Annotated in this window: 26 protein-coding genes; 15 read left to right on the forward strand and 11 right to left on the reverse strand. The window is 58.4% G+C overall.

What is annotated here, in order from left to right; all coding sequences use genetic code 11:
- Window positions 1-148: 148 nt before the first annotated feature.
- On the reverse strand, window positions 149-562 hold the full coding sequence (locus ELH03_RS13075; protein WP_128404803.1) for a GFA family protein: 414 nt from the start codon (window positions 560-562) through the stop codon (window positions 149-151).
- A 154-nt stretch (window positions 563-716) separates the two neighbouring features.
- Window positions 717-1,409, reverse strand: coding sequence for a type 1 glutamine amidotransferase domain-containing protein (locus ELH03_RS13080; RefSeq protein WP_128404804.1), 693 nt, complete (start codon window positions 1,407-1,409; stop codon window positions 717-719).
- A 321-nt stretch (window positions 1,410-1,730) separates the two neighbouring features.
- On the opposite strand from ELH03_RS13080, the gene ELH03_RS13085 reads away from it, so the two are divergent.
- A complete protein-coding gene (locus ELH03_RS13085) occupies window positions 1,731-2,213 on the forward strand; it encodes an alpha/beta hydrolase (protein ID WP_245504877.1) in 483 nt (160 codons plus the stop codon).
- A 13-nt stretch (window positions 2,214-2,226) separates the two neighbouring features.
- Here the strand turns inward: ELH03_RS13085 and ELH03_RS38760 are convergent, their stop codons facing one another.
- Both ELH03_RS38760 and ELH03_RS13090 read right to left on the reverse strand, forming a co-directional pair.
- Window positions 2,227-2,313, reverse strand: coding sequence for a DUF6958 family protein (locus tag ELH03_RS38760; RefSeq protein ID WP_412034408.1), 87 nt, complete (start codon window positions 2,311-2,313; stop codon window positions 2,227-2,229).
- Window positions 2,314-2,342: 29 nt separating this feature from the next.
- Complete coding sequence (locus ELH03_RS13090; protein WP_128404806.1) at window positions 2,343-2,882, reverse strand: GFA family protein; 540 nt, start codon at window positions 2,880-2,882, stop codon at window positions 2,343-2,345.
- Window positions 2,883-3,005: 123 nt separating this feature from the next.
- Between ELH03_RS13090 and ELH03_RS13095 the strand changes: the two genes are divergently transcribed.
- Both ELH03_RS13095 and ELH03_RS13100 read left to right on the forward strand, forming a co-directional pair.
- The gene (locus ELH03_RS13095) at window positions 3,006-3,674 is read left to right on the forward strand and encodes a TetR/AcrR family transcriptional regulator (protein WP_128404807.1); all 669 of its coding nucleotides are present in this window, start codon (window positions 3,006-3,008) and stop codon (window positions 3,672-3,674) included.
- Window positions 3,675-3,910: 236 nt separating this feature from the next.
- Window positions 3,911-4,366 (forward strand): DUF4168 domain-containing protein, encoded by a 456-nt coding sequence (locus ELH03_RS13100; RefSeq protein WP_128404808.1) that lies wholly within the window; start codon window positions 3,911-3,913, stop codon window positions 4,364-4,366.
- 240 nt (window positions 4,367-4,606) lie between these two features.
- On the opposite strand, the gene ELH03_RS13105 is transcribed toward ELH03_RS13100, so the two are convergent.
- A complete protein-coding gene (locus tag ELH03_RS13105) occupies window positions 4,607-4,993 on the reverse strand; it encodes an ectoine synthase (RefSeq protein ID WP_128404809.1) in 387 nt (128 codons plus the stop codon).
- A gap of 130 nt (window positions 4,994-5,123) precedes the next feature.
- On the opposite strand from ELH03_RS13105, the gene ELH03_RS13110 reads away from it, so the two are divergent.
- The 7 genes from ELH03_RS13110 to ELH03_RS13140 all read left to right on the forward strand — a co-directional run bounded on the left by ELH03_RS13110 (window position 5,124) and on the right by ELH03_RS13140 (window position 12,905).
- The gene (locus ELH03_RS13110) at window positions 5,124-6,002 is read left to right on the forward strand and encodes a LysR substrate-binding domain-containing protein (protein WP_130766392.1); all 879 of its coding nucleotides are present in this window, start codon (window positions 5,124-5,126) and stop codon (window positions 6,000-6,002) included.
- Between the two features lie 224 nt (window positions 6,003-6,226).
- On the forward strand, window positions 6,227-7,882 hold the full coding sequence (locus tag ELH03_RS13115; RefSeq protein ID WP_128404811.1) for a putative bifunctional diguanylate cyclase/phosphodiesterase: 1,656 nt from the start codon (window positions 6,227-6,229) through the stop codon (window positions 7,880-7,882).
- Window positions 7,883-7,956: 74 nt separating this feature from the next.
- Entirely contained in the window at window positions 7,957-8,466 is a 510-nt protein-coding gene (locus ELH03_RS13120; protein WP_128404812.1) for a hypothetical protein, read from the forward strand.
- Window positions 8,463-9,635 (forward strand): class I SAM-dependent methyltransferase, encoded by a 1,173-nt coding sequence (locus ELH03_RS13125; RefSeq protein ID WP_128404813.1) that lies wholly within the window; start codon window positions 8,463-8,465, stop codon window positions 9,633-9,635. The genes ELH03_RS13120 and ELH03_RS13125 overlap by 4 nt, the downstream gene beginning before the upstream one ends.
- A complete protein-coding gene (locus tag ELH03_RS13130) occupies window positions 9,632-11,995 on the forward strand; it encodes a SpoIIE family protein phosphatase (protein WP_128410052.1) in 2,364 nt (787 codons plus the stop codon). The genes ELH03_RS13125 and ELH03_RS13130 overlap by 4 nt, the downstream gene beginning before the upstream one ends.
- A gap of 3 nt (window positions 11,996-11,998) precedes the next feature.
- Complete coding sequence (locus ELH03_RS13135; RefSeq protein ID WP_024320905.1) at window positions 11,999-12,559, forward strand: slr1658 superfamily regulator; 561 nt, start codon at window positions 11,999-12,001, stop codon at window positions 12,557-12,559.
- A 7-nt stretch (window positions 12,560-12,566) separates the two neighbouring features.
- Window positions 12,567-12,905, forward strand: coding sequence for a slr1659 superfamily regulator (locus ELH03_RS13140; RefSeq protein ID WP_024320904.1), 339 nt, complete (start codon window positions 12,567-12,569; stop codon window positions 12,903-12,905).
- Window positions 12,906-13,068: 163 nt separating this feature from the next.
- Here ELH03_RS13140 and ELH03_RS13145 read toward each other — a convergent pair whose 3' ends face one another.
- Entirely contained in the window at window positions 13,069-13,506 is a 438-nt protein-coding gene (locus tag ELH03_RS13145) for an Lrp/AsnC family transcriptional regulator (RefSeq protein WP_018242678.1), read from the reverse strand.
- Between the two features lie 139 nt (window positions 13,507-13,645).
- On the opposite strand from ELH03_RS13145, the gene ocd reads away from it, so the two are divergent.
- From ocd to ELH03_RS37405, 5 genes are all read left to right on the forward strand, one after another.
- The gene (ocd, locus tag ELH03_RS13150) at window positions 13,646-14,701 is read left to right on the forward strand and encodes an ornithine cyclodeaminase (protein ID WP_130766394.1); all 1,056 of its coding nucleotides are present in this window, start codon (window positions 13,646-13,648) and stop codon (window positions 14,699-14,701) included.
- A gap of 7 nt (window positions 14,702-14,708) precedes the next feature.
- Window positions 14,709-15,641 (forward strand): citrulline utilization hydrolase CtlX, encoded by a 933-nt coding sequence (gene ctlX, locus ELH03_RS13155; RefSeq protein WP_165420521.1) that lies wholly within the window; start codon window positions 14,709-14,711, stop codon window positions 15,639-15,641.
- A 156-nt stretch (window positions 15,642-15,797) separates the two neighbouring features.
- Entirely contained in the window at window positions 15,798-17,999 is a 2,202-nt protein-coding gene (locus ELH03_RS13160; RefSeq protein WP_130766396.1) for a M48 family metallopeptidase, read from the forward strand.
- A 191-nt stretch (window positions 18,000-18,190) separates the two neighbouring features.
- Window positions 18,191-18,838: a hypothetical protein gene (locus ELH03_RS13165; RefSeq protein WP_128401496.1), complete on the forward strand. Its 648-nt coding sequence runs from the start codon at window positions 18,191-18,193 to the stop codon at window positions 18,836-18,838.
- A 1,012-nt stretch (window positions 18,839-19,850) separates the two neighbouring features.
- Window positions 19,851-20,126, forward strand: coding sequence for a hypothetical protein (locus tag ELH03_RS37405; RefSeq protein WP_164902054.1), 276 nt, complete (start codon window positions 19,851-19,853; stop codon window positions 20,124-20,126).
- A gap of 41 nt (window positions 20,127-20,167) precedes the next feature.
- Here the strand turns inward: ELH03_RS37405 and ELH03_RS13175 are convergent, their stop codons facing one another.
- From ELH03_RS13175 to ELH03_RS13195, 5 genes are all read right to left on the reverse strand, one after another.
- A complete protein-coding gene (locus ELH03_RS13175) occupies window positions 20,168-20,389 on the reverse strand; it encodes a hypothetical protein (RefSeq protein ID WP_130766397.1) in 222 nt (73 codons plus the stop codon).
- Window positions 20,390-20,602: 213 nt separating this feature from the next.
- Entirely contained in the window at window positions 20,603-22,735 is a 2,133-nt protein-coding gene (locus tag ELH03_RS13180) for a beta-galactosidase (protein WP_130766398.1), read from the reverse strand.
- A 17-nt stretch (window positions 22,736-22,752) separates the two neighbouring features.
- Window positions 22,753-23,898: an ABC transporter ATP-binding protein gene (locus ELH03_RS13185; protein WP_130766399.1), complete on the reverse strand. Its 1,146-nt coding sequence runs from the start codon at window positions 23,896-23,898 to the stop codon at window positions 22,753-22,755.
- A 46-nt stretch (window positions 23,899-23,944) separates the two neighbouring features.
- Complete coding sequence (locus ELH03_RS13190) at window positions 23,945-24,796, reverse strand: carbohydrate ABC transporter permease (RefSeq protein WP_024320898.1); 852 nt, start codon at window positions 24,794-24,796, stop codon at window positions 23,945-23,947.
- On the reverse strand, window positions 24,796-25,680 hold the full coding sequence (locus ELH03_RS13195; RefSeq protein ID WP_024320897.1) for a carbohydrate ABC transporter permease: 885 nt from the start codon (window positions 25,678-25,680) through the stop codon (window positions 24,796-24,798). Before ELH03_RS13195 ends, ELH03_RS13190 begins: the two co-directional genes overlap by 1 nt.
- Window positions 25,681-25,801: the final 121 nt, after the last annotated feature.

The raw sequence follows: 25,801 nt of genomic DNA on the forward strand, positions 1-25,801 counted from the left end.
GGATCGAATTTTTCTTCAAGAAAAATGCTTAAAGCGTGTCGCGCAAAACTGTGCAGCGGTTATGCGATAACGATATGCGTGGAAACAAAGACCTAAAGCGCAACGAGCAAATCTGAAAGATTGCGACGCGCTTTAGGGGTATCGCGGCTCAGCTAGGCATGCCATCGAACTGCGGAAGATCGAGCGGCCTTGCCCAGGCCAGCCGGCGCCGGGTGAACATTTCGACCCCCGGCTTGATCAGTTCGGGCCGGTCGAGGCTGCCGAGCGTCACGAAGACGAGGCCCGGAAAGCTCTCCAGGTTGCTGCTGAACAATCTGGCGCCGCAATCGGGGCAAAAGTTGCGGTCGAGCCCCTTGCCTGAATCGGCGATGTAATGAAACGCCTTCGGGCTGCCGCTGATCACGGTGAAATCCTTTTGCGGCACGGCGAAGAACGTGGCGGCCTCGCCGCCCGTTGCCCTCTTGCAGTCCAGGCAATGGCAATTGGCGACAAAGTTCGGGTCCGTGTCGAAGGCAAATCTCACCGCGCCGCAGGCGCATTGCCCCGTATATTTCCTCGTCATATCAGGTGCCTTTTCTTCCTGTGTTTGAACGTTTGGCTCTCCAACGCCGCTGTTCCACAGACGTCGTTGAAACGCGCTTGCGGCCGGGTCAGCACAAGCCAAATAGGGAGATCTCGACGTCCCGGGCAGCAATCGTGCTCAGGGGCTGAAGCGCTTAAGCCGCGGCCTGCTTTTTCAAAGCATCGAGCAGCGTCCGGGCGCCCTGTTTTGACGAGGCCGGGTTTTGGCCGGTGATCAGCAGGCCATCCTGGACGACATGCACGCCCCAATCCGCTGTCTTCGAAAACTTTGCGCCCTGCTCTTTCAGGACGTCCTCGAGCAGGTAGGGAACAACCTCGACCAGGTGCATGGCCTCTTCTTCGGAGTCGGTGAATCCCGTGACGGCCCGGCCCTTGGCGACGGGCTTTCCATCCGGCGCTTTCACATTCGTCAGGATACCGGGTGCATGGCAAACGAGCGCCACAGGTTTTCCCGCCGAAAGCATGTCCTCGATAAGCGACAGCGCATTGCGGTCGTTCGTCAAGTCCCAAAGCGGACCGTGCCCGCCGGGGAAGAACACGCTGTCATAGTCCGCCTGGTTGATGTCGGACAGCTTCAGCGTGTTGGCGAGCGCCCCCATTGCGGCCGCGTCTCGTTCGAACCGTCTCGTGTCTTCCGTCTGGAAGGCCGGCTCATTGCTCTTCGGATCGAGCGGAGGCTGGCCGCCCTTCGGCGAAGCGAGTGTGATATCGACCCCGGCGTCGCGGAAAACGAAATAAGGAGCAGCAAGCTCCTCGAGCCAGAATCCCGTCTTCTTGCCGGTGTTTCCCAACTGATCATGCGATGTGAGAACCATGAGAATTTTCATTGCTCAGCTCCTTCAAGCCGGCCGGCGGACAACGCCGTCGGCACCCGAATTTACGGTGAATACTGCCTGCAGATCTCATGCTGAAACGGGAGAGGACATAGAGCGGCTGCGCGGCGAAACAAGCTCTCCCGCGGGGCGTTCGCTAGAATTGCTTTAGCCGAAGCCTAACGCTCCCAGAAATCCTTCGCCGATAAAGCGTGCCGCGATGAGCAATAGCCCGCCCAGCCTTGCCTCCGTCCATGCCGGCGAATAAAATGGCGCGATGGTGAAGCAGGTCAAGGAGCCGGCGAAGGCGTTCACGATCGCTGGGACAACAAGCTCGTGGCGAGCCTCGAGCGCGAGCTCGGCGAAAACTATGCCGTCCGCTATCCGCACATGCCCTGCGAGGACAATCCTCGCTATGCTGCCTGGAAGGCTACGCTCGTCAGCGAATTCGCAGCCCTGGAGGACGGATCCATTCTCGTCGGCCACTCGGTCGGCGGCACCATTTTGACGCATGTGCTTGCCGAGCAGCCGCCGAAAGTGAGGCCCGCGGGGCTATTCATCATCGCCGCGCCCTTCATCGGCGAAGGCGGCTGGCCGAGTGATGACATCGACGATGGCAAGGATCTCTCACAACGCCTCCCGCCCGGCATTCCCGTCCATCTCTACCACGGCGCCGCCGACGCCGAGGTGCCCACAGCCCATGTTCACCTCTATGCCAAAGCGATCCCCCACGCCGTGGTCCAAACGCTCGAAGACAGGGATCACCAGCTCAACAATGATCTGAGCGAGGTCGCTCGCGACATCCGTTCCCTGGGCTAAGCCAGCAGATGTATCAAAGGCATTTGAAAAGCCTGACCGGCTTTCCCGGCCCGCGCTGGATGATGCGCTTGGCTTCGAGATCCAGCTGAACGGCCTTCAACTACCATCCGGCCTTAGAACAGGATGATTTTAGGCATCGATAGCTCCTTTGATGGCGATGTCGGGGGCTTTGAAACCCATCGCAATCCACGCGGTGAGAAGTCTGCCATAGAAGCCGGTCGTCGCCAGTGCGCCGGAAGGAACGTCATCAGGCACGCCCGCGCGATCGGGCGCAGTCTGGGTCATCGTGCGCAATTGCAGAGGTGGAAGCTCGTCCTGCTTCCAGAGATTGCCGTAGAGGCTAAGCCAGTGGCCGCCCTTGAACTCGAGAAAAACAGGCGTGTTGCAGCAGGACGCCAGGACGCGCCGCGTTGAAGCGTTAGGTCCGAGGCGGAATTCCCGCAGGTTTTCGGTTCCAGCCAAAAGGCTGACCCGATCCTTGCGATAGAGCACGTAGCGCGTACCGCCATGGATCGTCCGGATCGCCGCCGGCACCGGAAGCGTCTCCAGCCTTCCGGCCGCGTCACTGCAGCTCTTGCAGTGGCACTCCGCGCTGATGATCGGTGCGCCGCGCAGTTCAAGGCGTAAGGTTCCGCAGGCACACGTCAGATGGGTTGGCTTGCTTTTCATGACATCACTCGCTGTTGAGGGTCGCCGGATAGTCGCAAAATCAAACTAGACCGTTTGGTTCCGTTATAAGAACTAGACGGTTCAGTTTGATCATGTCAAGTAGGGTTTGAGCGGAGATCGAGAATGTTGATACCCGGTATTGAAGCCGACCTGGCCCATGGGCGGACTGGCACTCGTTCGGAGCGCAAACAGGCGGCCATCGTCGGTGCCGCGGCCGAAGTCTTTCTGAGCACCGGCTATGCCGGAGCCAGCATGGACGAGATCGCCAGTCGGTCCGGCGTGTCCAAGCAGACGGTCTACAAACACTTCTCCAGCAAGGAGGCGCTGTTCGTCGCGGTGCTCACCCAGATGATGGGCGAGGCAGATACCGCCGTTCACACCGGCCTCCCCCAGGTGGAGAATCGCGCTCAGCTGGAAGCCTATCTCCTTGATTACGCCGTCCGCCAGCTCACCATCGTCCTGACGCCGGGGCTGATGCAGTTGCGCCGGCTCGTGATTGCGGAGGCGCAGCGTTTCCCGGAACTCGCCAAGGTGCTTTACACGCGCGGGCCCGCACGGGCGCTCGAAGTCATGGGCAGCGCTTTCGAACAGTTGGCCGGCAAGAACCTGCTGCAGTTCTCCGATGCAACGGTCGCCGCGTCACAGTTCAACTGGCTGGTCATGGCCGATCCCGTCAATCGGGTGATGATGCTGGGCGATGCGGCCATTCCGACGAAGCAGGAGATTCACCGGCACGCCGAGGCGGCTGTCGCCACGTTCCTGGCGGCATTTCTGCATCCAGATAAGCGCTGAACGCCACCGCAGGTCCGGGCATCACAGAATCCGGCATTGACTGGAATTTTCCGCACGTGCCGACATGCCGGCGGTCACAAAGCTGCCGCTCAATCGTCAGCAAATCGCCCCCTTACCGCCGCACCGTGCCCTCTTAAAGGTTCCATCGTCGCGACCTCGCCGGCCTTTGAGCGGCTGAGCGATCGACCGAGGCGGTCTTGCTGCCGATCAAATCATGCACTTGAAGAGGAATGAATATGATCAATCGTTACACATCTGTCGCAACATTGAGCACTGTGGTCTTCAGTCTGCTTGCTTTCAGCCCGGCATCCGCTGTCGACACGGCCCAGGCGCAACAGCAGCCGCCGGCGCAAGGCCAGACGCCGATGCAGGGACAGCCCGACGGCACCGGTGCGACAGCAGCCGTCAGCGATCAGAAAATCGAGGCCTTCGCCGTTGCCTATCTGCAGGTCGACAAGGTGAGGCAGGAATATTCGGCCAAGATCGGCGCGACGAAGGACGAGACTGCCAAGCAACAGCTGCAGGAGGAGGCCAAGAAGCAGATGGTCGACACCGTCAAAGCTTCTCCCGATATCTCTGTCGAGGAATACTCGTCGATCCTGACGGCCGCGCAGAGCGACCCGGCTCTGGCCAAGAAAGTTCTGGAAAAAATCGGCACGCCGCCGCCGGGCCAGCAGCAGCCGCAGCAATAGGCTGCGCGCGGCGCTGTAAGTCGCCACAAATAGGCAGCGGGCGTCTTGCCGTTCACGCCGGAAGCAGAGCCCGCCATTTGCCGGGCTCTGCTTTCCACCTAAAAAGTCGACGAAATGATCGGCTAGAACAGGATGATTTTAGGCCGGGTCGGCCTAAAATCTGAATCCTGTTCTACATTATATAGTTAGAGCATGATGTCGTCCGAAAACCGCTCACACTTTTCGGCATCATGCTCTGGCTCAGTATTGCGACCCGCTCGTGTTGTTCAGGTCGTGCCGTTCGGTGCCCGTCAGCGGCGGGTTGAAGATGCTGACGAGAATGAGATCCTGATCCTTGCCGCCGCGCAGATAATGGCGGTCGTGCTTGTCCAGCACATAGATATCACCGGCACGGATCGGAAAGACGTTGCCGTCCATATCCTCCACTTCGCCCTCGCCCTTGATGCAATAGCAGGCCTCCAGGTGATTGCGGTATTGAAGCAAGGCCTCGCTATTGGCGCGAACGACGGTATGGCAAACCGTAAAGCCCATGCCGTCGTCTTTGGTCAGCAAGCGGTGGCTCGTGCCGTTGCCCCAGTCGACGAAACGCTCGGTGAGCTCCACCTCCTTCAGATTTCTGACGAACATCGCAGATTCTCCTGATAAATTATTGAAGATGTAGCGATGATTCATTTTTATCGCTCACGACAATTAGCTATTGAAATAGCTGGCATTTTCAAATGATGATTCTTGCGTCATCTGTGAGGAAATTTTACAAATGCAACTGCCGCCGTTGAACGCCCTGCGCGCCTTCGAAGCCACGGCCCGCCTGATGAGCCTTTCGAAAGCGGGTGACGAACTGCACGTTACCCATGCGGCGATCAGCCATCAGATCAAGCATCTGGAGACCTGGCTCGGCCGCAAGCTGTTACAGAAATCAGGCCGCGGCGTTGCGCTGACCGCAGCCGGCGGCGAATATTACCGCGCCGTATCAGGATCGCTGGCGGCGATCGCGCATGCGACCGGCAACATGCGGCGCGATCACAACATGCGGGCCATCACCGTCGGCTGCATTCCCTCGATCGCATCTCGCTGGCTCGTCCCGGCCCTGCCCTCCTTCCAGGAGAGCGACCCCGATCTCGACGTCAGGATCGTCTATGCGCGCGCCGAAGAACGCTTCGACGACGAGAGCCTGGACGTGCTGATCACCATGGGCGAGGATCTGAGCGGCGGCAGGGAAAGCCGCCTGCTCTTCTCCCGCCGCAACCAGCCCGTCGCCAGTCGCCATTACCTTGCCAAACGCAACTGGACGATCGACGACGTCTCGCTCGCCGGCGCCGATCTGCTGCACGACGAATCCGTCGATGGCTGGAAGGAATGGTTCCGCAAAGCCGGCCAGAAAGCGCCGGAGCCGCTTCGAGGGCCGATATTCCAGGATTTCAACATGCTGGCGACGGCCGTCATCGCCGGCCATGGCGTGGCGCTCTGCCCTGTCGAAGTGTTCCGCCGCGAGATCGAACGCGGCGATCTGCTGATGCTTTCCGACATCGCGACGGCAGAGAACCAGGGCTATTACGTCATATCGAACAGCTGGGCGAAAAAGCCTGTCCGCCGCTTTATCGACTGGTTCATGACTGAGTGCGGATCGGGCGCGTGAGATCCCCTGCCCGCAGTTCATCGAAGGGGTCGCCGCCGAGACGATGGATGCAAATGGGTCGCGGTAATAAAGAAGTGGTATAAGCCCATCCGTGCGCGAGTTGGGCAGAGGTTGGGGATTGTTAATCAGAAATGCCTAATGTAAATCTTGGCGTGCACAAGTTGTGCGGGAGCTGATTTGCTACAATATCTGGTTATGACATGCGACTAGGGAGGGCCTCGGACATGCAGAAAATTCATGCGGCCCCCTCGGCGCTCGGACAAACAGAGGCAAAAGCTTCGAGCTCCATCGACCGGCTTTTGTTCTTTGACCGCGATTTCAATCCCGTCGAGAATTTGCTGGGCAATGAGCTGCCTGCTTCTGTCAAACCGGCAGCGTCGTTTTGGGAGCATTTTCCTGAATTGGACAAATCGGCGATTACACTCGCCCTCCGTTCTTTGGGTGACAGTGCCCAACCCTTGCAAATATCGGGGGATCTTGGCACGCCAGCGTCGCACGGACTGACGATCTATCGGATCGGAGATCTGTTTGCCGTGGTTCGGTCAGAGGAATCTGCCGACGATGAGCGCGCAACCCTTTTGCATCTGGCCACCCACGATCCACTCACTGGATTGCCGAACCGACGCCAGTTCAGCGAGGACCTCGCTGTGTTGTTACGGGAGACCGCAGGCTCGAACGAGACTCTGTCCCTGATGCAACTCGATCTTGACGATTTCAAACCCGTTAACGACACGCTTGGGCATCCGGCCGGCGACAAGCTCCTTCAGCTCGCTGCAAGCCGCATTCAAGAGTGCCTTACCAGCGACGACAGAGCCTATCGACTGGCGGGTGACGAATTCACCGTCATATCAAGGGGCCCGGGACATCCCGCCAAAGGGCATCGGCTAGCAGAATCTTTGGTTGATGCATTCAAAAAGCCCTTCACGATAGATGGCATCGCACTATTTGTCGGTACCAGCATCGGCATATCTGCTGCTCCACCGGACGGTACAACTCCGGAGCAGCTGATGAAGGCGTCCGACGTCGCACTCTACGCCGCGAAAAAGGACGGGCGCGGTCGCGCAAGACCGTTTGATCCGTCAATGCTTGAGTTGCTGGAACAACGCGAACTGCTGCGCCGCAGCCTTCGCATGGCCCTGGTCCAAGAACAATTCTCTATTGAGTACCAACCCATCGCCGAGGGCGGCAGCATTGTCGGCTTCGAAGCATTGCTCAGATGGAACCACCCTCTACTTGGAAAAATCCCGCCAACGGCATTTATTCCGATGGCCGAGGCCGATGGAATGATGCCGGAAATAGGTGCATGGGTTTTGGAGCAGGCATGTCGCGAGGCAATGAACTGGCCGCAGAACTACATCGTCGCGGTCAATTTGTCCGCGGCTGAATTCTTGACAAGCGGCCTCACTGATCGGGTATCCCAAACGCTAGACTTGATCGGGTTGCCGCCAGACCGTCTGGAGCTTGAGATAACCGAAAGCGTGCTCCTTGAGCGGACCGTCAACAATATCGACACCCTGAATACTCTCAACGTGCTAGGGATACGAATCTCGCTTGATGATTTCGGGACCGAATATTCTTCCCTGAGCTATCTGAAGACATTCCCGTTCGACACGATCAAAATCGACAAATATTTTATCACCGACCTCGAAAGCGATCTGAAAGGCCAGGCAATCGTCCGCTGCATCGTCAACCTCGCACATGACCTCGACATGCAGGTGACAGCCGAAGGCGTAGAGACGCCGGGTCAGGCGGAATGGTTGCGCAGTGTGGGCTGCGACAGACTTCAAGGCTATTTGATTAGCAGGCCGCTTCCGGTCCAGGCGATTGCCGAGTTCATCACCCGGGCGGAAACATCCGTAAGCCCTGCGCTACCACAGTGAACAACCGATTTTCGCCGTGCCTTTAGAGACCGCAGCATCAACCTGACGCCCCAGGTAAAAGAAGGGAGGGTGTATTGGAACAGGAAGCAGCTAGCTTCGATGACCATGCATTTGCGCCGATGGTATCGCTGGAACTGAACGTTGCAATGTTCAAATCCCGATGGCAGTTTTGCGACAGGATTACGGAATATCTCTCAGACATTCTCGGCCAAGGTCACAGCGATCCCGCTCGATATTCCAATTTTCTTTCCGTCGCGACGAACGAGCTCATCGAACTTGCTTTCCGTTCAACGAGCGAGCCAGGAAGGATAAGTTTCAGTCTCTATAGGAGCGCGACAGTCAATCGGCTGAGAATTGCATTTCCCGGCGAGGAAGCATTTGGCCGCAAGCACACCAATGCAAGATCAAGCGAACACCAACCTGTCCCCGGCGCCGGCTCTGGATACTTGGTGATGAAGTCCGACGGGACGGTTTTGCTCAGCGATTTGGCAGCAATATTCCGCGCCACGATCCGAATTGAGAAAGACAGCGGACAAGGGATACAGATCACTGCGGATTTCCCTTCGGCCGAGGACTTCCGATGAGCCTGCTCCCCTTGCCCTTTACTGTTCATTTTGATCCGACAAATCAGGAGCTGTTGCTGTCCGGCAAGATGCGACCCGAAAGCGCCGCTGAGATTGCCGATGTCCTCAAGCTGGTGCAGCAAAGTTTGGAAAAATACAGCGGGGTCGTTTACCTCAATGTCAAACGTCTGACGCACATCAACATGACTGCCTTCGCCACCCTGTCCGATATCCTCACGGCAAGCTGCCGGACCAGGCCGGAACGGAAGATCGTCATCATCACATCGAGCGTGGTGGCATGGTCGACCTCTTTGTTCGAGACGCTGGCGGCAGCACAACCAAACTTGTCGGTTGAAGTCTACGATTCGGCATTTTATCCGGGCCAGAGCTTTGTCGAGGATGAGACTTTCATCCCCATTCTGCGCACCCAGACGAAAATGACATGGAGGCACGAACGTGAACTGTTGCCTCGCCACGGCCTGCGCAACGGTCTTGTCATTGCGGATATCTGTTGCGGAATTGGTGATTTCGCGGCCTTAATTCAGAGGGAATTTAAACCGGCACGCCTTGTCGCGCTGGATCATTCCGTGCGCAGCCTCGAATATGCTCGCAGGGTCGCTGCCGACTTCGATCTGCAGGGAATCGAGTACACCTATGGTGACGCCTCCCAAATGCTGCTGCGAGACAATCAATTTGACTTTGTGACCTGCCGACATTCACTGCAGATCTTCAACCGTCCCGAGATGCTGCTGCGGGAGCTCTATCGCATCTGCAAGCCTGGCGGCCGTGTCTACATCACCAACGAAAAAAATTCGCATTGCCTGGGCGAACCACATGCTGAAACAATAAGATGGACTTACGAGGAGGTCGCCAAACTGTTCAGGTACTTCGACATGGATGTCGAGATGGGGCCGAAAAGCCGCCATCTCCTCGCCGACGCGGGGTTCGATAGTATCAGGGTCGATTCCTTTATGGTCACGAACCTGGACGGGGATCCCCAAGACTTCGCAGACATCATCGAAGCTTGGGAAAATGTCTACGCAGGTGAGATGGCCGTTCGAAGGGGCGACTCATTGGATTTCATTCGCAGGTTCCGGCAGGGATTCAAAGATCATGTCTTTGCTGCTCTTCACCCCAAGGGTTATGCAGGCTGGCCGATCTGGGCAGCTTCCGGCCGAAAGCCGCTGTGATGGACGAGAGATCATCGAAGAGACCGGCAAGACTAGGCTCATTTCGGGCAAAGTTCATCTTGGTTGTCGGTGGAGCTGTCCTCTTTGATCTGCTGGTCAGCGGCGGACTAGCACTTTGGAATGTTCAGAGGCTGTCGCGCGACGCCACCCTCGAAGTCGGACAGGGCCTTGAAGCGGCAAGCCAGGAATACATCCGTACATATGCTGATTCCACCGCAGCCCAGGTGAGTTTGCTCCTGCGGCAGGTTCATAGCGACGTCGGCACCTTGGCAGGTGTGCTCCAGGCGCAAATCGACGATCCCGAGCGTAATTCCGATGTCGGCGCGGCGATCGCGCGCACATCGCCTGGCAGCGTCAGCCTTGTTTACGACGAGAAGGGAAAATGGTCTCAGAACCTGCCCGGCTCCGCTTCGGTTGTGAGCGTCTGGGGTTACTTGCTCGGACCTGACCATCGGCCGAAACCCGACATCCAGCGCGATCTAGAGACGAGCGCGGTTCTCGACATCGTTGCGCCGAGCCTGCTGCAGCACGGCGCTTCCAAGCTGCAGATGTACTACATCGGACCGAAAGAACGGCCAATCTTCAGGACGGCGCCTTACACCGACCAGGCTCAGACCTTCGATCGCCTTTATTCGGGGCACAACGAAGCCGATTTCTGGGACTTCTTTTTCCCCGGGCTTTACGAGTCCTGGCAGAGCTGGGCCAAGGACGCGAAAACGCGGCCGGTCGCCGACGATATCACGCAGACCGCTCCATATACCGATGCCATTACCGGAAAGCTGATTGTCAGTTTCTTTCATCCATTGTGGACAGCCGACCGGCAGGATGTCGCCGGGACGGCTGGCGCGGACATCACACTCGACCAGCTCGCGCAGATTGTTGAGAATGTGAAAGTGGCCCAGTCCGGCTTTGGATTTCTCGCAATGTCCGACGGAAACGTTGTGGCGATCAACAGCACAGGAGAAAAAACCCTCGGTCTGCGTTCTGCGAGCGATGCGAGCGGAGCCGGCGCCTTGACCGGCCTGGAGCGCTCCCTAAAGGGAAGCTCCCAGCCTGCCATCGCCAAACTGGCTCTTGACCGAGAACAGGGCATTCAGCACCTGCTGTTGCAGCAGGACGGCAACGAGGTCCCCTATATCGCTATCGTCAAGAAACTGCCGGCGACCAATCTCTGGGTCAGTGGCCCGGTTCGGCAAGAGGCGATGTTGCTGGGGGTGGTTGTGCCCGAGCGAGAAATCCAGGCCTCGCTCTATGCGGCCCAGGCCAAGATTTCCGAAGCGACGAACCGGATCGTGCTCTACCAAATTCTGGCGATCCTGATGTCCCTACTGATCGTGACGATCGCGGTCTTTGCGGCCTCGAAACGAATAACCAGCGGAATCAGCGCCCTGGCAGGGGCCGCCAAACGGATTCAGGCGAAGGATTATTCCGTCAGAGTGGCCATCACAAGCAGGGACGAAGTCGGTGAGGCCGGTGAAGCCTTCAATCGCATGGCCGAAGAGATCAGCTATCACACCGAAAATCTCGAGCAGCTCGTCGAAGAGCGAACCGCTCAAATCGAAGATGCAAAGGAAGAGATTTCGACCCTGAACGCACAGCTCCAGCGAGAAAATCGACGTCTCGGAACAGAGCTGGCCGTCGCCGAGAGAATCCAGCTCATGGTTCTTCCGCTGCATCAGGAGCTTGAAGAATTTCAGGCCCTCGAGATCGCAGCCTATATGAGACCGGCGGAAGAAGTCGGCGGCGATTATTATGACGTGTTGAAGAGCGGAAATCGGTTGAAGATTGGCATCGGCGACGTCACCGGACACGGGCTCGAAAGCGGCGTGTTGATGTTGATGGTGCAGTCCGTCGCCCGCGCCCTGCAGGAAGCCGGAAACACCGATGCAGTCAAATTTCTCACGGACCTGAACAGCGCCCTGTTTAAAAATATCGTGAGGACTAAAATCGACAAGCATCTCACTCTGGCGTTTCTTGATTACGACGGAAAAGAGATGATCCTGTCGGGACAACACGAGGAAGTTGTTGTCGTGCGGGCGAACGGCGAAGTCGAGCGCATAGATACCATGGATCTCGGCATACCAATCGGGTTGGAAGCGGACATTTCTGCCTTCATTAAAACCCGTGAAATAGCGTTCGAGAAGGGGGACCTCATACTCCTGCATACGGACGGCATAACAGAAGCCGAAAACGACGCGGGAGAACTGTTTGGCATCGAACGTCTTTGCCGCGAAGCACTTCGCTTGAAGGATCAGAGCGCCGAAAAAGTCGTTTCCGGAATTGTAGCGACATTAATGCTCTTCATCGGATCGCAGAAGATTTACGACGATATTACGCTGCTCGCAGTGCGACATAGGTGAGACATGACGCCAACGGTATATGGTATGGAATCTCTGGTGGGCATAAGCCTGGGTTCGGGCACTCGCCTCACGTTAAGCGATGGACCGCTTCAGCTTGGATGGAAGCACTCAGGAATGACTGCGGACTTCATAGCGGAAGTCATGGCTCTGCCCTATTCACGGTCAAGAAAAGACTACATGCAGGCGCATCATGACATCGGATACCTCAGCAATGAGCTGATCGAAAATGCCGTTAAATTTCGACAGCCTGGAGAGATCCTCATTGAGGCCGGCATATTCGACGGAACGTTCTTAATACGGGTCAAGAACACGATCGATGGCGTGACATCATCTCGCTTTCAGCAACTGCTGCATCGCCTTCAATCGAAGGACCCAGGAGAACTTCTTCTTGAGCAAATCGAAACCAATGCCATATCCGCAGCAAGCGGGTCGGGCTTGGGCTTGCTCACCCTTTTGAGCGACTACGACGCAAAAATGGCATGGGCATTCGAAGGCAATAGTGACCAGCATATCATACTGACGACGACTGCAGCTGTGGCGATGCCACCCTCCTCCAATCTGTGAGCGAAGAATGGAAATCAGCGACGAAAACTTCCGCGTATGGGCTGAGAAAAACGAGGTGTTTTTCGATGGCGTATTCCGGCTGGCGGGACCGGACGCCTATGCGCCGATTTACTCATTGGTATTCGGCCTGCTCCATGAGGGGCACAAACAGGTGACGTTCAACCTGACGGGTCTCGAATTCCTCAATTCCTCGGGCATAAATCTCTTGGCTAAGCTGACGATTGAAGCCAGAAAAATGGGCGACCTCCTGCTCGTTGTCAAAGGCACCAACCAATATCCATGGCAAGCGAAGTCCCTCCCGAATCTCAAGAAGTTACACCCGCTTCTCGATTTGCGCTTGGCGTGATTCTCTTTCGGGGGAAGAGCCAATTCACACCTCGACGCGCCGTCAGAAATCGAAGTCAAAGCCAACAGCCGCCGATTTGAGCAGCATCCATCGGCTTCTTCGCCATCCCCCGCAGCGCCGGCCCATCGTGATGGCGCTCCGCGTCGACCACACTTGGCAGCACTCAGACGCTGCTGAGGAGGAGACTGGTCTCGCTGTTTGCGACACCGTCGATCATGCGCACCTCGCGTAGAACCCGGTCGAAGTCGGCAAGGCTTGCGGCCCGGATATCGGCGACGAGGTCCCAGTTGCCGTTGGTCGTGTGCAGCGCTGAAATCTCCGTAAGGCCGCGGAGCTTTCGTATGACCTGGGTCGTCGACTTGCCGACGACCTCGACCATCATCACGGCACGCACGGCATTGACGTCGTAGTCCTCCCGCACCCGGACGGTGAAGCCGAGCAGCGTACCCGTCTCCATCAGGCGATCCAGCCGGTTCTGAACTGTGCCGCGTGCGACACCGAGTGCATCGGAAAGCTTGCTCAAGGAAGCGCGCCCATCGGCGCGCAGGTGAGCGATAATCCGGCGATCCAGATCGTCGGGTGCGTATTTCGCGATGGTCATATTGCCTCCCTGGTAAAATCGCGCAAATGAGCTGAACGAATTGCACAATTTACTGCCAGAATTAGCACAGATTTGAGCTTTCGGCCAACATGCAGGACAGTTAGTCTTTCTCCTCGAGCATTTGCAGGAGGAACTCAGCATGTCGTCGCCCCTTCCATCGGAAAAAGCTCTCGTACCCTTCGTCAGCGTCGAGAACATGATGCGTCTTGTCCACCACATCGGCATCGAAACCGTTTTGACCGAACTGACCGACGTCATCGAGGCGGATTTCCGCCGCTGGGGATCCTTCGACAAAACCCCGCGCGTTGCCTCTCACTCCGGCGAAGGTGTGATCGAGCTGATGCCGACCTCGGACGGCGAAATCTACAGCTTCAAATATGTAAACGGCCATCCGAAGAACATGGCGCAAGGCCTGCAGACCGTGACGGCTTTCGGCCTTCTGGCGGAAGTTTCGACCGGCTATCCGGTGCTGCTCACCGAAATGACCCTGCTGACAGCGCTGAGAACCGCCGCAACTTCGGCCATGGCCGCGCGGCACCTCGCACCCAGGGGTGCCCGCACGATGGCCATGATCGGCAATGGCGCCCAGGCGGAATTCCAGGCGCTTGCCATGAAAGCCGTCTGCGGCATCGATCACATCAGGCTCTACGACATCGATCCGCTGGCGACGGAAAAGATGGTCCGCAACCTTGCAGGCACGGGGCTGACGGTGACCGCCTGCAGCTCGTCCCAATCGGCTATCGAAAATGCCGATATCATTACGACCTGCACCGCCGACAAGCAGTACGCGACGATCCTGACCGACAACATGGTTGGCTCCGGCGTCCACATCAATGCCATCGGCGGCGACTGCCCTGGCAAGACCGAGCTGCACCGCGACATCCTGTTACGAGCCGATACCTTTGTCGAATATCCGCCACAGACCCGCATCGAGGGCGAGATCCAGCAGATGGATGCCGACTATCCCGTCACCGAATTCTGGCAGGTTGTGACGGGAAAGGCGACCGGCCGCCGCGATGCCAGTCAAATCACCCTGTTCGACAGCGTCGGTTTCGCGATCGAGGATTTTTCCGCTCTTCGTTATGTCCGTGACAGGCTTAGGGGGACCGGGCTTTACCAGGACCTCGATATCATCGCCGATCCGGACGATCCGCGCGACCTGTTCGGCATGTTGCAGCGAGCAAGGCAGACATAGGAGCGCGATGATGCCAAGACAGGTCACATATTCCGTCCAGGCGCCCTCTGCAGTCGTCATGGTCCGGCCGCACCACTTCACCGTGAATACCGAGACCGCCATCGACAACCTGTTCCAGTCCAGCCCGGATACGACGGAAGCCCTTTCACTGGCGACCTACGACGAAATCACCCGGGCGGCCGATGTGCTCAGAAGCCATGGCGTGAACGTGCATCTTTTCGACGACATCGGTACCGAGACACCGGATTCGGTCTTTCCCAACAACTGGTTTTCCACCCATGCCGGCGGTCATGTGGCGATCTATCCGATGAAGGCCGTCAGTCGCCGGCACGAGCGGCGCAGCGACGTCATCGAAATGCTGAAGAGCCAGTATCGGGTGCAGGAGGTGATCGACTATTCCGGCCTCGAGCCGGACGGACTGTTTCTCGAGGGCACCGGCGCCATGGTTCTCGATCACATCGATCGGGTGGCCTATGCCGTCCGCTCCGACCGCACCGATCCAATCGCGCTGGAACGCTTCTCGACCCACTTCAACTTCGAGCCGATGGTATTCGACGCGCGGGATGGAAACGGCGTCGCCGTTTATCACACCAATGTCCTGATGTGCATCGCCACCGACTTCGCCATGATCGGACTGGAGATGATGACCGATGCAGCAAGACGGCGGGAGGTCGTTCTAAGACTGGAGCGCTCCGGCCGCGGCGTCATCGCACTCACCAACGATCAGATCGCCTCTTTCGCCGGCAACGCTCTCGAACTCCAGGGAAATGCGGGGCGTATCCTTGCGCTCTCGACCACGGCGTTTGCATCCCTGAGCCGGGATCAACGCAACACGATCGAAGAAAGCGCCGAACTGGTCGCGCTTGATATCCCGACGATCGAGCGCGCCGGTGGATCGGTCCGCTGCACGCTCGCAGGCATCCATCTGACGCCGCGATGATTGCGTGATGGCGGTGGAAATTTTGCGACTGCCGTTTGACACTCTCATGAAACTCAGCGAGGCATCTTGTATGAAGTCGACACCCTTTCGATAACGGGCGCGCGGCCAGGTTTTTTTGACCTCGCAAATGGGGAGGAAAAATTGGGGGGAACAAGCATGGAGCAAACCAGCCGCCGACAAGGAACCCGCAAAATTGCAAGCCTCGGCTTGGCGGCGTGGGTGCTGCTCCTGCCGATCGCACTGGTCTCTTTGGGGATTTGGCAGACACAGCGTGCAGCCGAAACGCTTGAACATGCGCGCCGTTCTTCGGTCGAACTCTCGACGACCCTGGCTCAGGTGAAAAACATCGCGGCATCCAATCCAACAGCCATTCTGACCTTCCAGGGAGCGGGCGAGCCCACCTCCGTTGCTGCCCTGGTCGCCGTTTCGCAAATCGAGGAAGCCCTTTCTCAAGCCAACGAGGAGCTGGAAATCTCGCAGATCCGCCGGCCATTGGTTTGGGGAACGATCAGCGGAGCCGTACTTGCGTTTTTCGGCGGTGCGCTGGGACTGATGGCGGCCGGCATTTCCGGGATCCGCGCGCGCGCCTCCCAGCGCCAACTGATCACGAGCTTTCAACGTCTGCGGTCGCTCCTTCCGTTCATTCTTGCGACCGTTGTAATCGGGTTTTCTGTCGGCGTCATTTCGGCGACTCTCTTCGAAGCAGTCAGCATGGGCCTATGGGCAGATTTTACCACGGGCAGTGCCAAGCTTTTCGCGGTCGCCGTCGTCCTCGCTGTCATCGCAGCCTACAGCGCCTTCATGGCGCTGCGTGGCTTAAAGGATGTCTTTGCCCTGTTCACACCCGAACCGCTTGTCGCGGCGGGACACGTCATCGAAGAAACGCAGGCTCCTGAACTGTGGCGTTTCGTGCGCAGCCTGGCCGAGTGGCAAAAGGCTTTGTTGCCCGACACGATCATCGTCGGCCTCGGCCAGGGCTTTTTCGTAACGGAGAGCCAGCTGCGTCTCTGGCCTGAGGACAGACTGGTGACCGGACGGTCGCTCTATCTGCCTGCGGCCTATCTTGATCTTCTCGACCAGGCCGAAATCGCGGCAATCATCGGCCATGAGCTCGCCCATTTTTCTGGCGAAGACACCACCTATAGCCAGCAATTCACGCCGATTTATGCAGGCCTCTGGCGTGCTCTTGCAGCTCTTGGACGCGCCGACGGTGGTCGCTTCGTCCTGTATCCGGCGGTCAAGCTCGGCTTTCACGCCATGCAGCGGTTCGATCATGCCGTCGCACACTGGAGCCGGCTGCGAGAATTCGATGCTGACTGTAGCGGCAGCCTGCTGGCGACGCCGGCAGACGCCGCCTCGGCTCTCATCCGCACGGGGATTATCGCTCCCGCCGTCGCCTATGTTCTTCAGCGCGCATATGCCGGATCTGATGATACCGCTTCCGATGATGCCTGGCCTGACCTCGTCGCGCAGACGACGGAACTGGTCACCACCAATGGATGGAGCGATCCGATGCCCCTTTTGGGAGATCGGCAACCGCATCCGACCGACAGCCATCCGCCGACGATCCAGCGGATATCGGCCCTCGGTGTGGAAATTGGCGATGACCTCCTGAGACGAGCGATGCGCCAGCCGCAGCCGGGAGCTCGCTCTTTTGCGGACGATCTGTTTTCGGATTGGGCCGGACTATGCCGTCTGTTGAGCAAGGATTTCATCGACGACGCGCGCATGATGCGTGACCGCCGTCGCGAAGTGCTTGAAAAGGTGGTTGCCGGGGCCTCACAGGAGACCGTTGTCTACGACAACGTCAAGCCGATGATCTGGACGATGGTGATCGTCGCCATGATTTTCGCCGGATTTGGCCTGACGGTCGTCTTTCTCAGTGGCCAATTGGGCCTCGGCTACGATGAATTCGCACAGTCACTGATCGCCGCGATCACCGCCGTCGGCGCTGTCAGCTCCCTTCTCTATGCGGCCTTTCTCTATCGGAGCGCGGCACGACCGCTCATGGTGCTGACCCCGGACGCATTGCTCGCCTCCAGACTGGACAAGCCGGTTGCCTGGACGGATGTTGCGGGCTACGCGGTCTACGCATCGAGCCGTTTTGCCCTGCGCCTCTGGCTCAATCAGGATGCGCCGCTGCCAAAAAAAAATTGGCGTGCGATCTATAGTAAAATCGACCGCCGGCAGCGCATCGTCACGCTGGGTGCCCTGGGGATCAAAGGGATGAAGGCCGCCGACTTCAGCGCACTCGTCGGCCGATATCACGAGGCCGCTTACGCCCGACAGGAGCTCGCCGCCGCTATGTTGCACTCGTCCCGCGATGCGTCCGCAGACGAGACAATCGGAAAACACTGAGCAGCAGCGAGCTCAACCGATGGCCGCTTCGGGCGAAGAAGGAAACGTTAAGCACTTCAGGTCATCTAAGACCATTGCCGGGGCCGGCATCGGACCTCGGTCCGATGTGCAATGCGCGATCACCGTCTAACCTCTCCTATCTGCTCAAGCCGTGTATCTGCACGGCGCTTGTTCCGACTTGGAGGAAAACAATGCGGATAGCAACCTTAGCGTCCCTGGCCGCGCTCTCGCTGGCTCTTGCAGCGAGCCCGGCAACGATTGCCGGAATCGATATGACCGCACTGGCAAAGAACGGTGGAAACGGTGGCGGCAACGGTGGGGGCAATGGCGGCGGTCACGGCGGCGGAAGTGGAAACAGTGGCAACCATGGCAGCAGTAGCCAGGGCGGCAGTTCAACCCACGGCAACTCCAAATCTCAAGGCGTGAAAGGCAAATCCACCGAGGCGACAAGCAAGTCGAAGTCCGCGAAGGCAGACGAGACTAAAACCGGCACGAAAGAAAAAAACCTGTCGGCGCAGCTTGCGGGTCTGAACTCCTTGAAGCGTAACTATAAGGCATTGATGCATACGTCGGACCCACGCATGACTGCCATCGCGGCCTATGCCGTGGCTTATGCCCAGTATGAACTCGACAATGGAATCGAGCCCGCGGCCGATGACCCGCTGTTGGGGGATCAGGCGCTTGAGGACGCATTGGCTTCAGCGACGAAAACCGGTGAAGTCAGCCCGGCGGTTTTGGAAGAAGCCAAAACCATCTTGGGGGTTGGCGACGCAAACGGAAAGATCGATCAAATCCGCACCTCTCTGGAGGACGCCGCGCCGGTGACATCAGACGAATAGCCGAGAATTCAGGTGCGAGCGGTGCGGAGCTGACAAGTATGGCTCCGCACTAAACTACGAAAGAGCATTTCCGTTTTGTTTGAGTACGGAGATGCTCTTTTTTTTGCAGACACAGAACCCTCTGTTGAAACTACTCCAAGATGAATGCGCCTCTATCAGGCCAGTTCATCGAACAATTTCACGACGCCAAGTCATCGTCGTTATTCCCTATTTATCAGAAGGCCGGCCGGGCAAACAGGTTCTCCTGTCGCTCACAGCCCAGATGCCGTCGACGCTGTGCTCGACCCGAAAACGCACTCCCACTCAATCATGAGACCCTTCCCAAACTCCCGGCCAAGGCTTTAGCTCACTTTGCTGGATGTAGGATCATCCGGCTTTAACGCAGGATGACCACAGTGGAGGTCAGCCGCCCATGCTTTAAGGCGAACGTTCTTTTCAGCGCGTTCTGCGATTTCGCTGGTCGTAATTTTCTCGAAAGTGCGTCTGGTCATCTCAAGCGGATCGCGGCCTTCGGTTAAGAGTCAAGTGAATTGCTGACAGAATAAATTATAATACTATTGAGTCCGAAATAGAATTGATTGAAAAAGGATGAATTCTTCAGACGTTTTATAAATTTTATTTTAAATGGTTCGACAATTTCACGATTTTTCTTTATGCACGCTTACTGATACTTACGTGAACGCATAAAGAACTTTCGAGCATTCCAGCTGTTGCGAGCAGTGTTTTCTAGGCTTCACGCCAGATTTGGAACGAAAGCGGATCAAAACGAGTTCCAAGAACAGCTGAGTGAAACCGGTTATGGCTCTGCCTCGCCGGTCCCTATCCCGACGGCGGAACCCATCGAATAGCGCCCCGGTCGCTCTCGATGCATCGGCGGCGGCGTGATGCCACGTTCGCCGCCGCGGCATCATTGCAAACTGAAGGTATCGTAACCACCTTAAAGGTGACGGCAGCTATGTCACGGGCGCTGCTGTTTGAGGGCAATTACCCTAGCCCCAGGAAGGAGGACGTCATGTCTTCCACTCATTTGTCAGAAATTGATGATCCAACCAACATCGGCCTTATCAGGACGGTTCTTCGAAGTGCCGGTTTTCGGGGCAGCCACGCTGTTGCAGACTCCGAAGAAAAACGTGCCGCGCTTACCTTTCTCAAATCGGAATTTCGAAATGGCGTGTCCTCGGAAAACGAATTGTTGTCGGCGCTGAAACGTCGAGACGATCTTTTACCGCCGGCACTTCGACGAATGCAGGGGATATCGCAAACGACGTCGCGATCGCAGCACTCATGAAGGCGCATTTAAACTATCTCAGTTTCGATCTTCAGACTGTGCTATGATGAGTAATGGCACAGTTCTCCGCACTTGACGCAGCCACACGGCGGGTCACCGATGATCGAATCCAGATCGCGGTCCAGGAAGCCGAAATTGCCGGGGGCGTTCTCCGGGGCGAACCTACGTCTTTGGCTCGAGAAAAGCTCAAGAGCTGTTTGCAAAATCTTCGCCTTCACATCTTTGCGCGTGACCTGATCCAAGCGAGGATAAGCGTAGATCATCACCTGCCGCCCATTTCGAGGACATAAGTTCCACGAAACTGCATTAAACGACGAGCTGTAAATTCATTGCGTTCCCGCCTTCCTTCCCCAGACTGGTGCTCCACGATGATGACCGGTATTGAGCCGAAGGAGCTTCAGGCACGTTCCCTCGCCCCATTTGGGGGGAGAGGGTTGGTGTGAGGCAGCTCTTGGGCTTCGACGGCGCGCGCAAGCTCATCTCTGCAGTTCGATGATCGCGCAGCCATAGCCTTCGAGATCGAGCCGGCCGGCAACGGGGTTTTCATCATTCAGGAGATCGCGGCCAGCGGGGACGCCGCCGATGGCAGCCGGCTGGTCTGTGTAGTTCTGGATGAACAGCAGCCGACGGTCGTCATTCATCCGCATGGTCACCTCGACACCCTCGGGAAGCTCGCCGATCAGCGGCTCGATGCCGACGGGTGCAAATAGCCGCCCGCCAAGCGCTGCCGTCAGATCCGGCGTGAGATAGGTGCCGACATAGACCACCTGCCCTTTACCGACCTTGCGCGACGTCGCCATCGGCTGGCCCTCGGCATAGCGGTTCGACCAGGCCGCGACCACTTCGACATCGCCGTCGGTCGCAAGGTTTTCATAAAAATGGCCAGCAGCGAGTTCGCGGTTGCCGATCTTGAAACGGCGCTCGCGCCGGTGCGATTCCGCCGGCTTGTTCGGCGGAATGACAAGCCCGCCGGAGCGTTCCATCACGTCGAACAGCCCGTTGGCGCCGGGGGCGGCGAGACGGCCGAAATCCTCGACGCGCACGCCCGTGAGCTGAGACAGCGAGGTGCCGGGCGCGGTCTCGCGGATAACGTGGTTGTCTTCGTTGCGCGTGCCGGTGCGCGCGCCGATGACGACGGTGCCGCCTTGCTCGGCGAAGGATTTCAGCCGTTCTGTCCATTCGTCCTTCCACATCACCCAGTGGGGGACATAGAGCAGCTTCAGCTTGGAAAGGTCGTCCTCGGGATGAATGAAGCCGCAGGCAATGCCGCGGTCGTAGCAATATTGGTGCAGCAGGATCGCATCGTCCTGTGGGCTCGGCAGGCCGATCGGATAGGTCTTGTGAGCTTCCTGATTATCGAAGTCGGATCCGGCAATGCCGACATCCATGCGCACATAGGTGCCGAGGATCTTGGGCGCTAGCGCGGTCATCTCGGTTGCGAAGCGTTTCGCCTCCTCATAGCGATGGCGGGCGACGTCGTCGTGGTCGATGATGCCCATCCAATAGATCTCGGCGCCGAAATGCGCAGGGCGCCAGCGGAAGAACATCAGACCGTCAGCGCCATGGGCGACCGAGGAAAGCGCCATGCGACGAAGTTCGCCCGGCTCCGGCGTCAGCGTGCAGAAACCCGGCTGACTGCCGAAGCCCGATTGCTGCTCGGGAACGATATAGTTGCCGGAAAAACCGCGGCAGATATCGAGGTGCAGCGCCTGGACCTTGGCGTGGTTTCCGAGCCGTTGGAACTCGTCGTAGAGCATCGGATAGATGTCGTAGCCGACGAAATCGAGATCGGTGGTGAACTGGCCGCGAAAGTCGATATCCCTAAGGCCCCCGAGATTGTGGAAGACGAACCACGAGGGTTGGACGGCGCGCAGGATTTCCACTTGGTCGTGCTGGAAGCGCGCCGTCGAAAAGGCCAGGAAACGATGATAATCCTGGAGGTGGCCGGGGCTCGGGAAGGTCGGGCCAAACTCGATCGGCAGCACCACCTGATCGAAGCTGTCATAGGCCGTCGCCCAGAAATCGCCGCCCCACGCCGTGTTGAGCTTGTCGATCTCGCCATATCTGCCGGCGAGAAAGGCCTGGAATTCGGTGAGCGTCGCCTTCGAAAAGCTCTCCGGCATGCTGGTGTTCAACTCGTTGTCGGTCTGCCAGCCGACGACAAAAGGATTGTCGCGATAGTGCTCGGCCATCGCTTTGGTGATACGCCGGCTGTGCTCGCGAAAGACCGGGCTTGCCGTGTCGCAATGCTGGCGCGAGCCATGGCTCATTGGCCGACCCTTGCCGTCGACCCTCAGAATCTCTGGATGCGCCACGGTCAGCCAGCGCGGCGGCGTTGCCGTCGGCGTGCACATGATCGTGTCGATGCCGTAGCGCCCGAGCATGGCGATGGCGCGGTCGAACAGATCGAAATCGAAGGTGCCGAGCTTCGGCTCGAGAATATGCCAGGCGAATTCGGCCATTCTGACCACGTTGAAGCCGGCCTTCGCCATGCGCTCGGCGTCGCGTTCCCAATAGCTTTCATCGACATGTTCGGGATAGTGCGGCGCGCCGACGAGAAAGCGGTCGGTCTTGACGGGGTTCCATACGGAGAGGGTCTTGTCGGACACGGTGGTCTTTCCTGTGTTTATCTGTCGAGGATGGTCTTGCGGGTGCTGATCGTGCGTCCGCCGTCGGACGAAAAGAGATAGAGTTCACTGGCGTCGAGCTTCAGCGCCACGTTCTGGTCGGTGGCAAAAGGCGCGACGTAGCTGAGCTGCACCGTGATGTTGCCGGTGCCGCTTTCCGAGGCGATGGTCCTGAGATTTCCGGCATCGATGTAGAGAATGGTTTCGCGCCCGAGATGCTCGACCAGTCGGACCGCACCGTTGATCGCCCCGCCTTGGTCAGCGTCGGCGACCACCGATATGTTTTCAGGCCTTACACCGAGCGTCAGGCTGGCGCCTTTCGGCAGCACCGCGGCCTCCGCCAGTTCGACAGTCACCGGCACCAGGCCCGGCGCCGAAACCGTGATATTGCGGCCGGACACCTCATCGACGGTAACGCCGAGGAAGTTCATTCGCGGGGCACCGAGAAAGCCCGCGACGAAGAGGTTGTCAGGGTTGCGGTAGAGTTCGAGCGGTGAGCCGACCTGCTCGATTACTCCCTGGTTCAAGACGACGATCCGGCTCGCCATGGTCATGGCTTCCACCTGGTCGTGGGTGACGTAAACCATGGTGGCGCCGAGTTCGGCATGCAGGCTGCTGAGCTCGACGCGCATCTGGGTTCGAAGTGCGGCGTCGAGGTTCGACAGCGGCTCGTCGAAGAGGAACACGTCGGGCGAACGGGTGATTGCCCGGCCGATCGCCACGCGCTGTCGCTGGCCGCCGGAGAGCTGCTTCGGCCGCTTCTCCAGCTGGTCGGTGATCCTCAGGATCTTGGCGGCGCGCGCCACGGCCGCCTCGATCTCGGCCTTCGGGCGCTTGGCCATGCGCAAACCGAAGCCCATGTTCTCCGCCACCGTCATATGCGGATAGAGCGCGTAGGACTGGAAGACCATGGCGATGCCGCGGTCCCCAGGCTCCTGTTTGCTGACGTCGCGGCCGTTGATCAGGATCTGGCCGGAGGAGATCTTTTCCAGGCCGGCGATCGACTTCAGCAGCGTGGACTTGCCGCAGCCGGAGGGGCCGACCATGACGATGAACTCACCCTGCGCCACGGAAAGATCGATGCCGCGCAGCGCATGATAGGCGCCGTAATTCTTGTTGATCTGTCGGAGTTCGAGACTGGTCATACGTCCTGGCTCTCTGCTGTTGAAACTTGGAACTTTAGGAGATCGCTCATCCCTTCACCGCTCCCATCGTCAGACCAGCGATGAAGTGCCGTTGCATCAGGAAGAACATGACGACGGGCGGCACGGCGACGACGATGGTGCCGGCGGAAATCAGGTTCCAGGCCGACACCCATTCGCCGCGAAGATTGGCAAGGCCGGCGGTAACAGGCTTGACGGAGTCGCTGACGGTCAGCACCACGGCCCAGAAATAATCGTTCCAGATGAAGGTGAAGATCAGGATGGCGAGTGCGGCAAGCGCCGGCCGCACCAGCGGGATCGCCACATGCACCAGCGTCTGGAAGGGAGAGGCCCCCTCGGCTCGCGCCGCCTGGAACAGCTCGTCGGGCAGTGCCGCGATGAAATTGCGCATGAACAGCGTCGCAAAGCCCGTCTGGAAGGCGACGTGGAAGATGATCAGCGCTGCCGTGGTATCGATCAGATCAAGCCGGACCATCAGGTCGCGCACCGGGATCATCATGATCTGGTGCGGCAGGAAATTGCCGCCGACGAACAGCGCGAAGATCAGCATATTGCCGGGAAAGCGGTAACGCGACAGCACGTAGCCGGCGAGCGTGCTCAGTACCAGGACGCCGATCACCGAGGGAATGGTGATCGTCAGGCTGTTGAGGAAGTAGCGGGCCATCGGTGTCTGCGTGAAGACCGCCGTATAATTGTCGATGACGCCGATGCCGGTCGGCCATCCCCACAGATTGCCGCCCATGACATCCTCGGTCGAGCGGAACGAGGTAAGGATGATCGCAAACAGCGGGCAGAGCCAGAGCAGCAGGACGATGACGACGGCGAGCACATAGAGGCGGCGCTGCCAGATGGCGGCTTCGGGAATAGGACGAGGATACATCAGCCTCCCCTTTCTTCGGTATGGATGATGCGGCTGAGGTACCAGACGATGAACGCGGCCATGATCACGAACAGCACGGAGGCAATCGCCGCGCCGTAACCGAAGCGGTAGGAGAAGATCGACTGTTCGAACATCTGGTAGGCGAGAACCGAGGACGAACCGAAAGGGCCGCCGTTCGTCATGACCGACACCATGTCGAACGAACGCAGGGCGCCGACGACAGTGACGGCAATGGCGATGAAAGTGACTTGGGTCAGCTGCGGCAGCACGATGTGCCACAGCATGTTCCAGCCCCTCGCCCCGTCGACGCGCCCGGCACCGATCAGCTCTTCGCTGAGATTGTTGAGACCGGCGAGATAAAGCACCATGCAGAAGGTGATCTGCGGCCAGAGTGCTGCAATCACGATGGCGAAAGTGACGAAATGCTCGTCGGAGAGAACAGCCGGCGCCGTCGCCCCGAAGGCCTTGAAGATCAGCGCAAGCAACCCGAACTCCGGCGTATAGACCCAGGTAAACACCACGCCGACCGTCACCGAGGCGAGCACCAGCGGAATGAAGAACAGCGACTTCAGAAAGCGCATGCCGCGGATTTTCTGGTTGACCAGCAGCGCAATGGCGAGCCCGATCGGCGGTGCCGCCATGAACATCACCAGCCAGATCAGGTTGTTCTTCAACGACACGTAGAATTGGGGGTCGTCGTAGAGTTCGACGTAATTGCCGAAGCCGATCCACACCATCGGGCCGAAGCCGTCCCAGTCGTGCAGGCTGATCCAGAGGCTCCTGACGGCCGACAGCAGGATGACGGTGAAGAACAGCAATATCGCCGGCGCGATGAGTAAAGTCGGGGTGAGCCACCAACGCTGGCGGCGCCATAACATCAACATCTCAAGAACCTCATTAATACAGGAGCATACTCATGCGTGCTCCGGGAGCAGAGGCGCACCTCCCCCAAGGGGTGGAGGCATACAGCCTCCACCCCTTGGAAGCAGCGGTTCGCCGCCGCCC

Source organism: Rhizobium beringeri (genome assembly GCF_004306515.1).
In the GTDB taxonomy this organism is placed as follows: Bacteria; Pseudomonadota; Alphaproteobacteria; order Rhizobiales; family Rhizobiaceae; genus Rhizobium; species Rhizobium beringeri.

What these genes read in the sequence shown, in the direction of transcription:
- ELH03_RS13075 (WP_128404803.1), bottom strand. Translation starts at nt 562, where the DNA reads ATGACGAGGAAATATACGGGGCAATGCGCCTGCGGCGCGGTGAGATTT.
- ELH03_RS13080 (WP_128404804.1), bottom strand. Translation starts at nt 1,409, where the DNA reads ATGAAAATTCTCATGGTTCTCACATCGCATGATCAGTTGGGAAACACC.
- ELH03_RS13090 (WP_128404806.1), bottom strand. Translation starts at nt 2,882, where the DNA reads ATGAAAAGCAAGCCAACCCATCTGACGTGTGCCTGCGGAACCTTACGC.
- ELH03_RS13095 (WP_128404807.1), top strand. Translation starts at nt 3,006, where the DNA reads ATGTTGATACCCGGTATTGAAGCCGACCTGGCCCATGGGCGGACTGGC.
- ELH03_RS13100 (WP_128404808.1), top strand. Translation starts at nt 3,911, where the DNA reads ATGATCAATCGTTACACATCTGTCGCAACATTGAGCACTGTGGTCTTC.
- ELH03_RS13105 (WP_128404809.1), bottom strand. Translation starts at nt 4,993, where the DNA reads ATGTTCGTCAGAAATCTGAAGGAGGTGGAGCTCACCGAGCGTTTCGTC.
- ELH03_RS13110 (WP_130766392.1), top strand. Translation starts at nt 5,124, where the DNA reads ATGCAACTGCCGCCGTTGAACGCCCTGCGCGCCTTCGAAGCCACGGCC.
- ELH03_RS13115 (WP_128404811.1), top strand. Translation starts at nt 6,227, where the DNA reads ATGCAGAAAATTCATGCGGCCCCCTCGGCGCTCGGACAAACAGAGGCA.
- ELH03_RS13125 (WP_128404813.1), top strand. Translation starts at nt 8,463, where the DNA reads ATGAGCCTGCTCCCCTTGCCCTTTACTGTTCATTTTGATCCGACAAAT.
- ELH03_RS13135 (WP_024320905.1), top strand. Translation starts at nt 11,999, where the DNA reads ATGACGCCAACGGTATATGGTATGGAATCTCTGGTGGGCATAAGCCTG.
- ELH03_RS13140 (WP_024320904.1), top strand. Translation starts at nt 12,567, where the DNA reads ATGGAAATCAGCGACGAAAACTTCCGCGTATGGGCTGAGAAAAACGAG.
- ELH03_RS13145 (WP_018242678.1), bottom strand. Translation starts at nt 13,506, where the DNA reads ATGACCATCGCGAAATACGCACCCGACGATCTGGATCGCCGGATTATC.
- ocd (WP_130766394.1), top strand. Translation starts at nt 13,646, where the DNA reads ATGTCGTCGCCCCTTCCATCGGAAAAAGCTCTCGTACCCTTCGTCAGC.
- ctlX (WP_165420521.1), top strand. Translation starts at nt 14,709, where the DNA reads ATGATGCCAAGACAGGTCACATATTCCGTCCAGGCGCCCTCTGCAGTC.
- ELH03_RS13160 (WP_130766396.1), top strand. Translation starts at nt 15,798, where the DNA reads ATGGAGCAAACCAGCCGCCGACAAGGAACCCGCAAAATTGCAAGCCTC.
- ELH03_RS13165 (WP_128401496.1), top strand. Translation starts at nt 18,191, where the DNA reads ATGCGGATAGCAACCTTAGCGTCCCTGGCCGCGCTCTCGCTGGCTCTT.
- ELH03_RS37405 (WP_164902054.1), top strand. Translation starts at nt 19,851, where the DNA reads ATGTCTTCCACTCATTTGTCAGAAATTGATGATCCAACCAACATCGGC.
- ELH03_RS13175 (WP_130766397.1), bottom strand. Translation starts at nt 20,389, where the DNA reads ATGATCTACGCTTATCCTCGCTTGGATCAGGTCACGCGCAAAGATGTG.
- ELH03_RS13185 (WP_130766399.1), bottom strand. Translation starts at nt 23,898, where the DNA reads ATGACCAGTCTCGAACTCCGACAGATCAACAAGAATTACGGCGCCTAT.
- ELH03_RS13190 (WP_024320898.1), bottom strand. Translation starts at nt 24,796, where the DNA reads ATGTATCCTCGTCCTATTCCCGAAGCCGCCATCTGGCAGCGCCGCCTC.
- ELH03_RS13195 (WP_024320897.1), bottom strand. Translation starts at nt 25,680, where the DNA reads ATGTTGATGTTATGGCGCCGCCAGCGTTGGTGGCTCACCCCGACTTTA.